The 15,007-nt window shown below is 41.8% G+C and carries 15 protein-coding genes; 4 read left to right on the forward strand and 11 right to left on the reverse strand.

Annotated features, from left to right (window positions below; translation table 11 throughout):
- Nucleotides 1–506: 506 nt before the first annotated feature.
- Nucleotides 507–3,599, forward strand: a complete 3,093-nt coding sequence (locus V7150_RS00960) for a DEAD/DEAH box helicase (RefSeq protein ID WP_335512727.1) — start codon at nt 507–509, stop codon at nt 3,597–3,599.
- A 204-nt stretch (nt 3,600–3,803) separates the two neighbouring features.
- Here the strand turns inward: V7150_RS00960 and V7150_RS00965 are convergent, their stop codons facing one another.
- The 6 genes from V7150_RS00965 to ssb all read right to left on the reverse strand — a co-directional run bounded on the left by V7150_RS00965 (nt 3,804) and on the right by ssb (nt 9,245).
- Nucleotides 3,804–4,874: a hypothetical protein gene (locus tag V7150_RS00965; RefSeq protein WP_335512729.1), complete on the reverse strand. Its 1,071-nt coding sequence runs from the start codon at nt 4,872–4,874 to the stop codon at nt 3,804–3,806.
- Nucleotides 4,875–5,066: 192 nt separating this feature from the next.
- The gene (locus V7150_RS00970; protein WP_335512911.1) at nt 5,067–5,825 is read right to left on the reverse strand and encodes a methyltransferase domain-containing protein; all 759 of its coding nucleotides are present in this window, start codon (nt 5,823–5,825) and stop codon (nt 5,067–5,069) included.
- A gap of 199 nt (nt 5,826–6,024) precedes the next feature.
- Nucleotides 6,025–7,131, reverse strand: coding sequence for a 3D domain-containing protein (locus tag V7150_RS00975; RefSeq protein WP_335512731.1), 1,107 nt, complete (start codon nt 7,129–7,131; stop codon nt 6,025–6,027).
- A 326-nt stretch (nt 7,132–7,457) separates the two neighbouring features.
- Nucleotides 7,458–7,865: a hypothetical protein gene (locus V7150_RS00980; RefSeq protein WP_335512733.1), complete on the reverse strand. Its 408-nt coding sequence runs from the start codon at nt 7,863–7,865 to the stop codon at nt 7,458–7,460.
- 794 nt (nt 7,866–8,659) lie between these two features.
- Nucleotides 8,660–8,884, reverse strand: coding sequence for a hypothetical protein (locus V7150_RS00985; RefSeq protein WP_335512735.1), 225 nt, complete (start codon nt 8,882–8,884; stop codon nt 8,660–8,662).
- The gene (gene ssb / locus V7150_RS00990) at nt 8,874–9,245 is read right to left on the reverse strand and encodes a single-stranded DNA-binding protein (protein ID WP_335512913.1); all 372 of its coding nucleotides are present in this window, start codon (nt 9,243–9,245) and stop codon (nt 8,874–8,876) included. The genes V7150_RS00985 and ssb overlap by 11 nt, the downstream gene beginning before the upstream one ends.
- Before the next feature lie 244 nt (nt 9,246–9,489).
- On the opposite strand from ssb, the gene V7150_RS00995 reads away from it, so the two are divergent.
- A complete protein-coding gene (locus V7150_RS00995) occupies nt 9,490–9,921 on the forward strand; it encodes a YwpF-like family protein (protein WP_335512737.1) in 432 nt (143 codons plus the stop codon).
- Between the two features lie 256 nt (nt 9,922–10,177).
- The gene (locus V7150_RS01000) at nt 10,178–10,441 is read left to right on the forward strand and encodes a hypothetical protein (protein ID WP_335512739.1); all 264 of its coding nucleotides are present in this window, start codon (nt 10,178–10,180) and stop codon (nt 10,439–10,441) included.
- A gap of 166 nt (nt 10,442–10,607) precedes the next feature.
- On the opposite strand, the gene V7150_RS01005 is transcribed toward V7150_RS01000, so the two are convergent.
- The 5 genes from V7150_RS01005 to spoIIID all read right to left on the reverse strand — a co-directional run bounded on the left by V7150_RS01005 (nt 10,608) and on the right by spoIIID (nt 14,122).
- A complete protein-coding gene (locus V7150_RS01005) occupies nt 10,608–10,943 on the reverse strand; it encodes a hypothetical protein (protein ID WP_335512742.1) in 336 nt (111 codons plus the stop codon).
- A 226-nt stretch (nt 10,944–11,169) separates the two neighbouring features.
- Complete coding sequence (gene fabZ, locus V7150_RS01010) at nt 11,170–11,604, reverse strand: 3-hydroxyacyl-ACP dehydratase FabZ (RefSeq protein WP_283920748.1); 435 nt, start codon at nt 11,602–11,604, stop codon at nt 11,170–11,172.
- A gap of 91 nt (nt 11,605–11,695) precedes the next feature.
- Nucleotides 11,696–12,019, reverse strand: a complete 324-nt coding sequence (locus tag V7150_RS01015) for a DNA-directed RNA polymerase subunit beta (protein WP_335512746.1) — start codon at nt 12,017–12,019, stop codon at nt 11,696–11,698.
- 470 nt (nt 12,020–12,489) lie between these two features.
- The gene (locus tag V7150_RS01020) at nt 12,490–13,491 is read right to left on the reverse strand and encodes a rod shape-determining protein (RefSeq protein WP_335512748.1); all 1,002 of its coding nucleotides are present in this window, start codon (nt 13,489–13,491) and stop codon (nt 12,490–12,492) included.
- A 358-nt stretch (nt 13,492–13,849) separates the two neighbouring features.
- On the reverse strand, nt 13,850–14,122 hold the full coding sequence (gene spoIIID, locus V7150_RS01025) for a sporulation transcriptional regulator SpoIIID (protein WP_007086083.1): 273 nt from the start codon (nt 14,120–14,122) through the stop codon (nt 13,850–13,852).
- Between the two features lie 576 nt (nt 14,123–14,698).
- Here spoIIID and V7150_RS01030 point away from each other — a divergent pair.
- Nucleotides 14,699–15,004 (forward strand): MGMT family protein, encoded by a 306-nt coding sequence (locus V7150_RS01030; protein WP_335512750.1) that lies wholly within the window; start codon nt 14,699–14,701, stop codon nt 15,002–15,004.
- The last annotated feature ends 3 nt before the right edge of the window (nt 15,005–15,007 follow it).

Below are 15,007 nucleotides of genomic sequence, written 5' to 3' on the forward strand. Positions count from 1 at the left end.
GGTTATTAAAGACAATTTTTATTGGTTACCAGTGAGTTTTGTCTTTAAGACCGGCTTTTGGAGACAATTTTAATTGTTTACCAGTGAGTTTTGTCTTTAAGACCGGCTTTTAAAGACCGGTTTAATTGGTTACTAGTGAGTTTTGTCCTTCATCAAAGCCATGAAAGAAACTTTGCTCGATTTTTCAATTAGTTTTGTCCTTTGTGGCCGCAATGAAAGACTTTTGTATATTTTTTCCTCAAGAAAGGCTATTGTTTGTCACAAATGTCGATTGAAAGTTACCGTTTTTTATATTCCCCCTAATGAGACACATACTCAAACCTCATCCCTTCTCCTCTAATCACAAATTTTTGGGTATAATAAATGAATATGAACTTTTTTAAATGGTGTCAGGCACCATTCGTGGACACCAGTCCACGTTGGGCGGACAGTTTTTAGATAATTTATGTAACCCGGGTTGCGGCTTTGTTTAGGCTGCAGCTCCAGTTGAAGGAGCACGTTCGATTATGCTGAAAACTAGGTTTATGAAATTGCTGACAACTAAATTAGAGGATGGCCGTTATCTACTGACGGCCCAGGAGGAACATGGTTACGAGATGCAGCCTTCCATGTGGAAGAACCTCGTTTTTAGCAGCCATGAGGAAAGCTTCTTCGGAACGCTTCTTGAGACGGAAACGTTGAACGGGATCGAGGGCATTGTTATGAGCGGGTGGCAGCTGGTTTCCCTTTTTGCCAAAGAGTCGTTCAACCGCTTTATTGAATGGGACTGGAATGATCAATCCGAAATTTGTCTTGCGGCCGCTCATTCACTTTATGAAGGGATTTTAGAAAAAGACTGGCTGCCGGACTTTTCGGTGTGGGAGAACAGCGAGTTCTGCTGGAAGCTTCCTGAACGAGTGAAGGATGAATTTGATCCGTCTTTTTGGGAACAAAAGGTTACGGATGAGTCTCGATCTGTGGACTCTGAACCCGTCGATGGCCTTGCCGGAGGAGTAAATCGATCCCGATCTGAAGGTCTCGAAGTGGTAAATGACGAGACCGGTGAGTTCCCAAATGATAATCTTGGCACGACTAAAAGCTACATTTCCGATTTATTTAACAGTGCCCTGGATGCCTACTTAACGAGGAATTCAGCGATGAAAGAGCTGTTCGGACCGAAGCTTGATTTGTTGAAAAAGCAAAATATCTCCGGCAACGAGCTGGCCCGTTATTTTGATGAAGAAAGCTGGCTCGAGTGGGTAGGAATTAAGGAAAGTGATACACCCTTTACGATTGGACTGCGGCTGGATGAACCTGTCGATGGCGAGGGTGCGTGGATCCTGGATGTATTTTTACGAGGGAAGAAAAATGTCGATGAGATTGTTGATCTCAAAGATGCCACGAAGATTCCTGCGAAGTGGCGGCCATTTTTAGAAAAAGTGGATCGTGAGCTTAGCCGCTGGGTGCGGTTGATTCCATGGCTGGGCGAGGACCTTGATGATACAGTGAATTTGGCCTTGGAGAGCCGCCTCAAAACCCATCTTACTGAGGAAGAAGCGTGGATGTTTTTAACCGAGGCCAGTGAGACTTTGTTGGCCTTGGATGTAGAAATCCTCCTCCCTTCTTGGTGGCAGGCGATGAAAAATGCTAACTTGAAGGTGAAGGCGTCGCTGAAGGGGACGTCGAGCCACCGTCCGTCGTTCGTCGGGCTGCAAGCGATGCTTGATTTCAACTGGCGTTTTTCGATGAACGGTGTCGACTTGTCCGAAGAGGAGTTTGGCAAGCTTGTCGAGGAAAAGCGACGGCTTGTTTTTATTCGCGGCCGCTGGGTGAAGCTCGATCCGCAGTTTATTCGCCAAATTCAGGATTTGATGAAACGTGCCGAAAAAGAGGGCTTACATGTCCGCGATTTGCTTGAGCAGGAGCTGGTGGAGTCTACAGCGACTGAGGATGAGCTCGAAAATCCGAAGGCGTTTGCGAAAATTCAAATCGAATTGAACCGCCAATGGAAGCAGATGGTCAAGCAGCTGTCGGAGGTGCACGAAATACCGATGGAGCCTGTCCCAGACGGTCTGAACGGAGAGCTCCGCCCCTACCAGCAGCTCGGCATGAGTTGGCTCTGGTTTTTGCGTCAGCACGGCTTTGGTGCCTGTCTCGCCGACGACATGGGTCTCGGCAAAACCGTCCAGCTTATTTCTTATCTGCTAAAGGTAAAGGATGAAGTGGTGCCTGACACCGTTAATACTATTAACACACTTCAGAGCAAAGAAAAGGTGCCTGACACCATTAACACTATCCCGCGTAAAAAAACTGATGGGGATGTGGCGGCAGGTCCCGTTAAGGTGAAGGTTCCGACAAAGGCGGCGCTGATTATCTGTCCGACATCTGTGCTTGGGAACTGGCAGAAGGAGCTAGAGCGCTTTGCTCCAGAGTTGAAGGTGTATTTACATTACGGTTCAAACCGCCTGAAGGAGGAGGCTTTTTCTGAGAAGGTTCAAGCCTCAGATGTAGTGTTGACTTCGTACGGATTGAGCCACCTAGATTCCGAGGAGTTCGAATCGCTCATTTGGAGTACGATTGCAATTGATGAAGCGCAGAACATTAAGAACGCACAGACGAAGCAATCGAGGGCAGTGCGCAGACTGCGTGGCCGCCACCATATTGCCTTGACGGGAACACCAATGGAAAATCGCCTATCCGAGCTCTGGTCGATTTTTGATTTTACCAATCATGGTTATCTTGGCAGCATGGGACAATTCCAGAAGAAGTTTGTCATTCCGATTGAAAAGGATGAGAAAAAGGAAAAAGTACAGCAGCTGCAATCGTTGATTCGCCCATTTTTGCTGCGACGGACGAAAAAAGATGAAGAGGTTGCTCTCAACCTGCCTGATAAGCTGGAGCAAAAGGAGTATTGCCCTCTTACAGCTGAACAAGCGTCGCTGTATGAGCAGCTCATTCACGATACGTTTGCGGAGATTGAAAAATTGTCGGGTTTCGAGCGTAAGGGGTTAATTTTACAAATGTTAAGCCGTTTGAAGCAGCTGTGCAACCACCCTGCGCTTTATTTAAAAGAGCGGACAGCAGGGCGAGAGCTTCTTGAACGATCTAATAAAATGGAGAAGCTTGTCGAGCTGGTAGATGCAGTTTTGGAGCAAGGCGAAAGCTGTCTGATTTTCACGCAATATATCGAGATGGGCGAAATGATTCGAGCGACACTGAAGAAGAAATTTGGAGTAGAGGTGCCGTTTTTGAATGGAAGTGTGCCGAAGACGCAGCGTGATGGCATGATTGAGCGGTTCCAGAGCGGCGAGTTCCCTGTGTTCCTGCTGTCATTGAAGGCGGGCGGAACGGGGTTGAACTTGACGGCGGCAAATCACGTCATCCACTACGACCGCTGGTGGAATCCAGCCGTTGAGAATCAGGCCACTGACCGCGCTTATCGGATTGGGCAATCTAGGTTTGTGCACGTGCACAAGCTGATTTGCACAGGGACGCTCGAGGAGAAAATCGACGCCATGCTTGAGAAAAAACAATTCCTCAATGACCAAATCATCACAAGCGAAAACTGGATCACCGAACTATCAACCGACGAACTAAAGGACTTAGTATATTTAGGATGATAGCAAAGGTGGCAGAGTTATTATTGGTGTCAGGCACCGTTCGTAATGTTTCCACTGTGATAGTGCAGGTAACGGCGACAGGCACCAAATTACAAAAAGCACCAAAAAACACATTGATAAAGGGCTAGGATTTTTGTTTATCCTAGCCCTTTTCATTTTGGCCGCGCAAGGGGTCCGAGGGAGTTCATTTTTTTCGAACGAAAGTTATTTGCACTGTTCGTTTATTTTTGCCGTGAGGGTATTGTAAAACTGTTGTGGTTCATCTAAGCGAAGATGTGCTTTGAACACTTTCTTCTTAAACCCGTACATAAACTTAGCTTCCACGGGATGATAGAATTCCAATTCAAACGTGGGTTTTTCCTTCATAAAATCAGGAAGGGTTGCATCGAAAACGTGTCTTGCTTCGTCTTTTGTTAATTTTTCAGGGCCTTGATAATAGTGAAAACTTTTAATTTCTTCAAGCGGAACGGTCAACTGTTTCACGACTCCGACCTGCAAGTGCAAATGCCGATCAGTAATCATAAACGGACATAACCGGATCGCTTGTATTTCTGCTAGAAAGAATAATAATGTATAAACGTTTATGACTAGCGCAATGATGGCCACAGTAGCATTCCACGAATGAAGGAGAAAGTGAAACCCAATCGATTCCAGTACAAGTGCGTGGATCATCATCACGTATAGAGCAATGGCACCCGTTTTCTTATGATAGGTGTAATTCCGTTCATCATTTTCCTTTGATAATGGTTTTTTCCTCCAAGAAAATAAACCGTAATAATACATCGTCATTTCGGAGAAAAAGATATCTCGCATTCGGGATGATTCCATGTGCTGACCCCATGCTTGCTCCATTCGATTTTGGAAGGTTGAGGCTTCGCTTACGTTCGCGCGGAAACTTTTGATGATGGCCGGAATTTTCACCATCAGCTTATAAACAACGTAAAGTTCCATCAGGAAAAAAGCTCCCTCGCCAGCAAATAAGATATATTTTACAAAGGAATATCCTGAAAGATAGCCTTGTGGAATAATCAATACCGCTGCACCATATCCCGCAATCATGACAGGCAACAAATATTTGAGCGAAAATCGCTTTCTTAAAATAAAAAAGTAAACGAGTAAGGGAATGGTAATCAAGAAGTCAAATAAGGAGCCCAAGACAACCCCTGTTGGAAGTGGTGCTTCCCACTTTAAACGATAAATCAATATATTTGAACTAATCACTAAGGAGAGTAATACACCGAACCACATCCACTTATTTTTCGATACAATTAACATTTTTACCTCCTAGGTACCGATGTACTTTATAGTATCATTTTAACATAAATATCCAGTTAGGGAGGCTAAAAAGCATCATAAAGATAGTAAAAATCGTTTATTTGGTGTGAAGGATGGTCTCTTTTTTCAAAAAATCTGTGGTCCAACTGTAAATGCCCTCAAAAAATAGGAACCTTTAAAGGCTCCTAGTGATCACTCTTTTATCCCCATTACACGAATTCGCTTATAATCTGCAACCCATTCGCTATTATGAAATAAGACTTCCCTTAAGTTTTTTTCAACTCTTGTTATAATTAGTTCTTTTACTTCCGTTGTTACGCCTTCAAACATACTAACCGCGAACATCTCTATCCAATTTCTCAACCCATTCTCACCGTTTAATGGTGTTGGCCTATCAAAATGCTGTGCTAAGGTTACTCTAAATCCGACTTGTTCCATTAACGATGAATATTCACCAATGCTAGGATAGTACCAGGGGAATTGTTCTGGTTTAAATTCAATCCCAAACTCCCCTAATTGTTGATGAATTTCATCTGTTATGACCTGAACGTTTCCTTTCCCGCCGAATTCTGCAACGAACCTTCCCCCTTTGATTAAGGCATCGTAAATCCCTTGGAGCGCCTGTTTTGGACTCTTAACCCAGTGCAGGGTGGCATTTGAGAATACTGCATCGAATTCGTTTTGATCCTTCAAGCTCACTGCATCCTCTACTTTAAAAATAATCCCTGGGTACTTTTGCTGAGCCTGCTTCACCATGTTCTCTGATTGATCAATTCCGACAACATTGATTCCTAATTGATTCAGCTTGTCAGCAAGATCCCCTGTTCCGCAACCAAGGTCAAGAATTTTTTCACCTTTCTGAGGGGCTAACAATCGGACTAAATCTTCACCAAAGTGCGAAACAAATGAGTGCTTTTCGTCATATAAATGGGCATTCCAATGATCATTCATACCGGTACCAACCCCTACTTTTTTCAAAAATTTAATTAAAACGAAATTCTTTCAAAAATAGACTAAACTCTTTCCATCTTTTAGCCGATATAATAAGTGTCAGGTACTTTACTCTCTTTTCGACAGTAGAAAAGAGACCTAACAGTCTTTTTGGGTGTTAGGTCTCTTATTCTAAACTAGTTTATTTAAAAGCGATTTACTATTCCAATATGACAATTTTTACGGTTCTTCTGCCCCAGGCATACGCGTCTGCCTTTGTTGGCTTTAACACGTCAATCTTGTGGCCCTTAATTGCACCGCCTGTATCACCAGCAACAGCGACACCATATCCTTCTACCCAAACTTTGCTTCCCATTGGGATAACGGATGGGTCAACTGCAATTAACTTCATATTCGGATTGGCTGCAATATCGTAGCCTGCTGACGTAATAGTACCACCATCAAACGGTGTGTATGCGGTTGCAGTGACATACATCTCTTTCCCTTTTATAGCAACGCCAATATTATCCTGTAAAGAGGATGATCCAGATCCGGATGTCCGAGCTCCCTGCTCCGTGCTGATTCTTGCTTGAAGATCTTTCATCTGGGATTCAATGCCGGCTTTATCTTGTTCTGCCAGTGTGACTTCCTGTGCGATCTGATTATATTTATCTTGCATAACCGTTAAGGACTGTTGTCTTTTTTGCATGTTTTGATCAAGCTCTTCCTGCTGTATAGCAAGCGCCTTTTGACCTTCTTCTAAAATTTGTTCTTGGCGGTCAATCTCTTCTTTGTCTTTTTCAATCTGTTTAAGGTCTTCCTTTTGCGCTGTCAAAATTTCTTTATCCGCATCCATAAGTGTTGATGCGGCGCTGGCCCGTTGAATAAAATCTGAGATACTGTCAGATTCAAATAATAGGTTAACAACAATATTGACATTACTATTTTGCTGCATTGCTACTGCCCGCTTTTTCATAATATCTTTGCGGCCAAGCATTTTGTCCTCAAGCACGACAATCTCTTCCTTTTTCTTTTCAATGAGTTGGTTTGTTTCATCGATTTTTGCTTGAGCTTTTGCCATTTCATCTTTGTTCTTAGTAATCTCATTGTAAATTGATTCTAATTCTTGTTGAATATTTTCTATTTCTTTATTAACAGATTGTTCTTCTTGTTTCTTTTGCTCTACTATTCTATTTTTTTGCTCCAGCTGCTGCTTAGCATTATGTAGGGCATCACTGTTTGTTTGTGCATATGTAACCATACTACCAGATGCACATAACATCATTGTAAGTAACACGAGAATGATACGCTTGCTTGTCAATTGCATACACTTTCTCCTTTCCTTAGTAATCTATTTATACCAGAACAATATAGCAGTTATGTTACAAAAATATTAAAAGTGTATCACAATTTGTCATAATAAAATGGAAAGTGTCTATTCTGTGGCATAACAGACTCAACTTTTGGCATAGTTTAAATAGTACTAAGGTTTCACCTTTTACCATGGTGCCAATAGCACTATAGGTGTCAGGCACCATTCGTGGACATTGTCCGCCCGGGGTGGACAGTAGGCGTTTATTTTGTGATGCGTTGAAATTGGAAATGGCTCCGGTTGTATCCGGAGCCATTCTTAGTCATTTTCTCGATTTATGGTTACTCGTTCTCCAGCTCCTTCCCCTCCGCTATGATGCGCACCTTCTGCCGCTTATTTGGACAAGTATTTCGATGGGGAGGAAATCCTAGGAAGGAAACCCTATTCCCTTCCTTAATGACAAAATTGGATAACAAATCAAATGCTTCTTCATTCGTTAGCTCACTTGCGCCTTCTTTAATTCTTATTAATCGTTTGTTGAGGTCAACATGGACGCTGCAACCATCGTAGTTCAAGGAAATATTTTTGTCATCTTCTAGAGGAATACAATGATAAGGAGAGTTCTTAGTTGATGTGAGTGATTGATTTGTAAGCTGGATTGCATCTGAAAAGCTCGGTTTGCATGTAATTTGTAATTCTTGGTCGTTGATTTGTTTCCCAATAAGGATTAACGAACTTTCATTCTTCAAATAAAATACCTCCAAATTATTACAATTATCGACGGTAATTATTCGACAATAGTTTTATTATTCCTGCTAGCAAATTTCTGATAGTGCAATTTTTTGTCGTGTTCGTTATTTTCACAATAGTAACTGTGCATAACTCACCTATTAATAAGGAGTACATGGTATAAGGGCTTTAACGGCTGCTGCCTAGTGGAGAGGCACCCGGTTAGGCGCAAAAAAGAAAAATCAGAAGATCCGGATATTGGAATGAGTATAAAGCAAATGGAATAAGAACTGAAATTGAAAAAGGCCCTTGTTGGACTTTATCTCATTGGATCGAGATGCAGGAGTTTTTTAGGGACGGTATAGTAGGCTTTATTAAGTTAGATACGAGGCATTAAGAAAAAAATGTAACAACGAAGAAGCCGCTGACACGAGTTCAGCGGCTTCTTAAAAAAAAACAGGGGGGTTTTTCTACTAGTTTCCCCCGCTCACTGATTTTTATACATAAAAATTTCGGGAAGGACGCTTGAATTGTGAATCTGACTCTTTTATTTGCGATTCCAATCCTTATATTTGCGATTCCTGCTCTTTTATTTGTGAAGGTCCCTCCTATGTTCATGAAGACACAAAATTTCGATCCCTATGCCCTCCTTTCTTTTTATAAAAAAAAGCCGGCAATTAGCCGGAAAATTGGAGGATATGACGGAGGGATGTTTGATTTTCTCTAACAACTGGTACCATTGCGGGGAAAAATTTATTTAAAAAAGCAACACGCGAAGTAGATCTGTGGCGTATTTTGGCGAATAGTACTCTATTCAAAGGTGAATTGGAAATTTGTTAGCAGATTCGTGTAAGTATCTGGAGTAGATTTGAATGGGGCCTCGTTCCTTGATTTCTAGCTTCTGCTCTCTTATGAGCCATTCCAACTGGCTGACACGTTTTTGCAGATTGTCGACATTTTTGTTTGCGTTCCCGACCATTTTTATTAAGCTTTCCAGCAGTTGCTCTAGGTTGCTGGCAGCGTCATCATTAATTTCCAATTGGCATTTCCTCCTTCTTTTGCTCAGGCAAAACATCGTGCGGCTTGGCACCTAGGAAGCGAACCGATTCAGCGACCACCTCTGTAACGTACACCCTTTTACCCTCTTTGCTCTCGTAATGGCGGGTTTGCAGTCTGCCGGTAATCCCAATAACCGAACCTTTTCGACAGTACTGGCACGTATTTTCCGCAGCCTTTCGCCAAAGTGTACAAAGCACGAAATCGGCCTCAATTTCACCATTATGGTTACGAAAGTGACGATTCACCGCCAACGTTATGTGTGCCACCGCCGTCCCTTCTATTGTCTTTTTTAATTCCGGATCCCGAGTCAACCGACCCACAAGCGTTACCTGATTGATCATCTTTTTCAACTCCTTTTTATGTGATGGTTTTATCATAGCCCCAAAGAACAACTACTGTAAAATAGCGATAAAGCGTTTTTCAGGGGGGTTTTTGTCAATAAAGCCGATCTTCCCTGGGGGTTCGTGTCAATAAACAGTTGCTTTTTTTTCCAAAAGCTGTTTATCTATATTTCGACAAATATTTTTCGACATTTGCTTCTGTCCGTCGTATGTTATAATTTAAAAAAGTAAACAGGAGGTAACCATGAAAACATTTAAGTTATACTCATTGGATGTGGTGGAAGATGACTCTTCAGTGGAAGTCCCATTAGTGGATGGCCTGATTTTGAATAAGGAAGACGATCAATCCACCTGGCTCCTTGAGGCTTATACTGACCTGTCCCTCTATGATTATTTTAAAAAAATTTCCGAGCAAAACCGCGATATTATTGTCGAAGCGGTTATAACGAAGAAGGAGAACGCCCCTGCCTTTTTTCAAACGAAGATTTGCTCGCTGCTTAAATTTGAAAAATATATTAACGTCTTGTTTGAAGGCCATTTGCGCCGTAATAAAAGTGATTATTCCGAGCTCTTACTCGACAGCCTGATGCAAAAAGGGCTTGAAGGAGAAGAACTTCTCAAGGAATTCAAGGAGAAAATGAAAAGCAAGCCGAAGATTAAAGTAAAAAATCCGTAATTTTTTTCCACGAGCATTCGTGCTTTCGAAAAAATACTTTGCGGGGATGGAGAAGGGCCGGACTAGGAACAGCGAACGCCTTGGCAAGGTCCAGATATTGTGCCGTAATCTTCATTTTCGATTAACCTAAACCAGCCCAAGGGCTGGTTTTTATTTTTACAAAATAGAGGGTATTTTTACATTTTCTGTTGATTTTTTGACAATTCCTAGCGATACTAGTAATGTTAGTCGAATATTGTTTTAAGGGGGAAGTAGGATGAAAGGGTTAATAGGACTTATAGTCAATATTATCATTGTTATTTATTTGTTTTTAGACGCACCTAAGCATAATAAAAGCCGCTGGCTTTGGGCTATTTTAGGATTAATCTTTGGCCCAATTGCGTTAGGGATTTACTTGATTCAAACCGGCCACAAGGTTCTTGGCTGGATTATTACCATCGTGTCAATTTTACTTTATCTTTTATTTATATTCCTTATTGTCATTGCAGTAGTCCTTTTTTCAACCAGCGGTGTTTTTTAACATGTCAGGCACCACCATTTAAGCAATTGGCACCGTCATTATATTAGAAAGGGTGTCAGGCACCATTTAATGAATTGGCATGGTCTTTATGTTAGAAAGGTGTTTGGCACCAAATATGTATTCTAGAAACTTTGAAAAGGGACAGGCTTGCGCCTGCCCTTTTTGGTTATTCGTCTTTATTGTCTCTGTCCTTGCGGTCGATGTCATCCTCGATGATCTCTTCCTGTGGGGTATTGTTGTCCTTCGCAGGGTCTTTGTCCGTATCCGTGTTTTTGTCCTCTGATTCTGGATAGTTGCGGTTGTTATTCAGGTTGTTGTTCAGGTTGTTGTCTCTCAAATTATTGTTACGATCCATGTTATCATTTAAATCATTATCTGCCGGTCTGTTGACATTATTATTTGTTGGCGGCGGCGGATTTTGATCATTATTGGTGTTACAACCAACCAGTAACACCGAAGATAGGACTGAACCCGCGAATAACAAAAATAACTTTTTCTTCAAGCGAAAAGCCCCTTTCACCCATTGATTGACCTTTCCAATTGGTCTTTTTTTAGCATCCCCACTGTTTAAAAAATATTTACAAGAAAAATTTTCCAACCATTCATAACAAACAGATTAAGGCGATGAAACTACCCCTTTTTAACGACCAGCATTACTTGCTCACCGCTTCCTCCCACACACAAAAAAACGACCGAGATAGCTCTCAGTCGTTTTCATCCAAATCCCATTATTCCTTTTTTTCCCCTAATGCAAAGGTAATTTCTGCTTCGCAGGCTACCTCGCCATCAACAGTCGCAACGGCTTTTCCTTTCCCAATTGGACCCCGGAGCCTTACCATTTCTACCTCAAGGCGAAGCTGATCGCCAGGCTTCACCTGCTTTTTAAAACGGCAATTGTCGATTCCTGCAAAAAATGCTAAGCGGCCGCGGTTTTCTTCTTTTTTCAAAACAGCGACAGCCCCGACCTGAGCAAGTGCCTCTACGATTAAAACACCAGGCATCACAGGATAATCTGGAAAATGCCCATTGAAAAATTCCTCGTTAGCGGAAACATTTTTAATGCCAACGGCTCTTTTTCCTTCTTCCACTTCCAAAATGCGGTCTACCAACAGAAATGGATAGCGATGGGGAATAATTTCTTTAATTTGATTGATATCAAGCATTGGTTTAGTACCTCCTACTAGTAACAGATATTTATTTTCTATTCTACTATTAATGGTACACAAAAGGGAAGGGCAAACATACCCTTCCCGATTATTTCTTCTCGACTAAATCCCGAATATGTGTCCAGGTTGACGATTTAAAAACATCTGCTACTTTCCCGTCGCCAAGCATTCCGTACCCTACAGCTGTACCCGCCACGAGGCTGACAAAGATTAAGACAACCAGAATAAGTAGACGAAGCCAAATTGGAATCAAGCGAATCCGTATCCGCTTGTTTTTGCCTCCTTCGGCATCTACCGTATCCTCTTTAACCGGTTTCTTTGCGTCCTTACTCTTTTTCTCCGTATCGTGCTTAGCCTTTTTATATTCTTCTCTCGTTCTTGCTTGTTGCTGGTTCAGATTATTTACAGACATTCATTAATTCCCCTTTAACCGAATTCCGTTCATACCATGAGTTAATACATATTATAACCGATTTATTATATAAAAATTGCTTTTAATATAGTTCAATATCTCTATTATAAAAAATTATTCATAAATACACATTAATTTTTTCAGAAAAAAGTCAACTCCTGCAAAAAAAGCTCAAAATTTGGCAAATGGGTCAAGTTTTTTCCATATATTTTCATTTGGATAAAAATAAAAAAGCCCAATGACCGAGGCTTGTCCAGCCTGTTTCATTAGACTTTTTGTGTTTAAGATGTCATACAACAGCGACTCAAGAAGAAAGTCAAATCCCATTTACCCGACGGAGTCAACATAATCCCTCTTAGGTCTTATTCAAAAAATTCCCTTAAACCCTTTTCCAAAATTAGCTAAGTCTTAGGATTCAAGTTCCTTTTTCAAAAATTCGCCTTAAGAATCAGAATGATTTTTTAAAAAAATTACCCTAACTTACGATTTGGAATTCTGTCGATGTTATCAAGCATGATGCCAGTACCGATCGCCACGCAATCCATTGGGTTTTCCGCAACCAATACAGGTACCTTAAGCTCGTCGGCAAGCAGCATGTCGATGCCGTGCAGCAATGCTCCGCCGCCAGTTAAAATCACACCGCGGTCGATGATGTCGGCAGAAAGCTCTGGAGGAGTACGCTCAAGAACACTTTTTGCAGCTTGAACGATTACGGCAACCGATTCGCGCAAAGCACCCTCGATTTCCTCAGATTGAACGGTAATTGTACGCGGAAGACCGCTAACCATATCACGGCCGCGGATCTCCATTTCCTCTGAACGAGACCCTGGGAATACCGTACCGATGTTGATTTTAATATTTTCAGCCGTGCGTTCACCGATCAACAGCTTGTACTCGCGCTTGATGTAGCTGAGGATCTCCATGTCGAACTTGTCGCCGGCCATTTTGAAAGAGGAAGAAGTTACGATATCGCCCATTGAAAGCACTGCAACATCTGTCGTTCCTCCCCCGATGTCCACTACCATGTTACCGCTTGGCTGGAAGATGTCCATACCGGCGCCAATTGCCGCCACTTTAGGCTCCTCTTCTAGATAAATCTTTTTGCCGCCGCTCTTTTCAGCAGCTTCCTTGATTGCCTTTTGCTCAACGCTCGTGATGTTCGTTGGACAGCAGATCAAGATACGCGGTTTTGATAAAAAGCCCTTAACGTTTAACTTATTAATAAAATGCTTTAACATTGCTTCTGTTACATCAAAGTCTGCGATCACGCCATCTTTCAACGGGCGGATTGCGACGATGTTCCCTGGTGTACGTCCGACCATGCGGCGTGCTTCCTCACCTACAGCTAGAACACGATTCGTATTTTTGTCTATTGCCACAACGGAAGGTTCATTCAACACAATTCCACGGCCTTTTACGTGAATCAGTACGTTAGCCGTTCCTAAATCAATTCCAATATCCCTTGCAAACATTCTCTTCTCTTTCCTCCCTTGGAACCAAAATCCACATACTTTTCCTAATTGTATATTGTATCATATTCATCATAATTTCCATAACGATTTTATAAAAATATGAAGACTTTTGTGGAAATGTGTCGGAATTGAGGGATTCCAAGAGATTAGTTTGCTTCTCGCTTTTAAAAAAAAGCTGGAAATCCTTTTTTCGGTGGATAGGCTTTCTATTCGAAAAGTGCTCTGGAAAATGTATGTTTAGCTGCATTGTTTTTCTGTTTAAAAAAGACCAGGAAAAATGCAGCTTATTTTACTATGACATTATGTTCAAGTTCTGCCGTTTTAACTTTAAATGGCCATTTGAAGAAGAAAAGGCTGCTTATTTAACAGCCTCACCCTCCTTTTCTTCTTTTTGATATTTCATTTTTGTCGCCTCTCCACCCCTGAGGTGACGGATCGATTTATGATAATCTAGAATTTCCTTTACCTCGTTTGCCAGCTCTGGATTAATTTCAGGAAGCCTCTCTGTCAAATCCTTATGGACCGTACTTTTGGATACGCCAAACTCCTTCGCTATCACGCGAACCGTTTTCCTCGTCTCCACGATATACTTTCCAATCTTGATAGTTCTCTCTTTGATGTAATCGTGCACACTCTCGCCCTCCCTAATATGGATGTGAGTAGTGTGAAATGAGACCCGCTTATCACTTCGACGAATACTGCATCCACATAGTGTTATTGGTGCCTGACACCATTAACACTATGCGACAGAAAGTAATATACTTTCTGATCATACAATGAATAATCATGTCCCCGACTGAATGCCCGCTAACTTCAAACGAATCTTCACCTCAAACACTCTCTTTGTAAAGGTTTGTAACCATTTTATTAGCTTGGATACGGGTTTATGCACAAAATCCACATTCGGGACAAGTCAATTCCGAGGTTATTTTGAAAATAGGACAATTTTGCTTTATTCGACAATCGGTAAAACGCCCGTTCTGACTGGGTTTCTCGTGGAAATATGGTCACAGCAACATTATTTCCTGAGAAATTTGTCGAGAGAAAAAAATATTTAAAACGCCGAAAATTATTATTTTTGCTGCAAAATTGGGCAAAAATTTTTTCCATAAGTGCTAATCATAACGTATACCACTTCAAATATTCCCCTTTTTCTGTTATCAAGTATTATATAATGGACATACGTTGATTAGAGAGGATACCAATTATGACACCTTTTACAGAAGCTGTGGTTGAAATCATTCGAAATATACCTGAAGGAAAGGTCATGACGTATGGCCAGATCGCCGGGCTCGCCGGAAGTCCCCGGGCTGCAAGGCAGGTCGTGCGCATCCTCCATTCTATGAGCCGGAAGCATCGCCTTCCTTGGCACCGGGTCATCAACGCAAAGGGGCAAATTGCCCTCCAGGAAGACGAATCCTACAATGAGCAGTGGATGTCACTAGAAGCGGAAGGTGTTCAGGTAGGGTTGAACGGAGTGATTGATTTGGAGAAATATCAGTGGCATCCTTAATAT

Source organism: Neobacillus drentensis (assembly GCF_036965245.1).
In the GTDB taxonomy this organism is placed as follows: domain Bacteria; phylum Bacillota; class Bacilli; order Bacillales; family Cytobacillaceae; genus Neobacillus; species Neobacillus drentensis_G.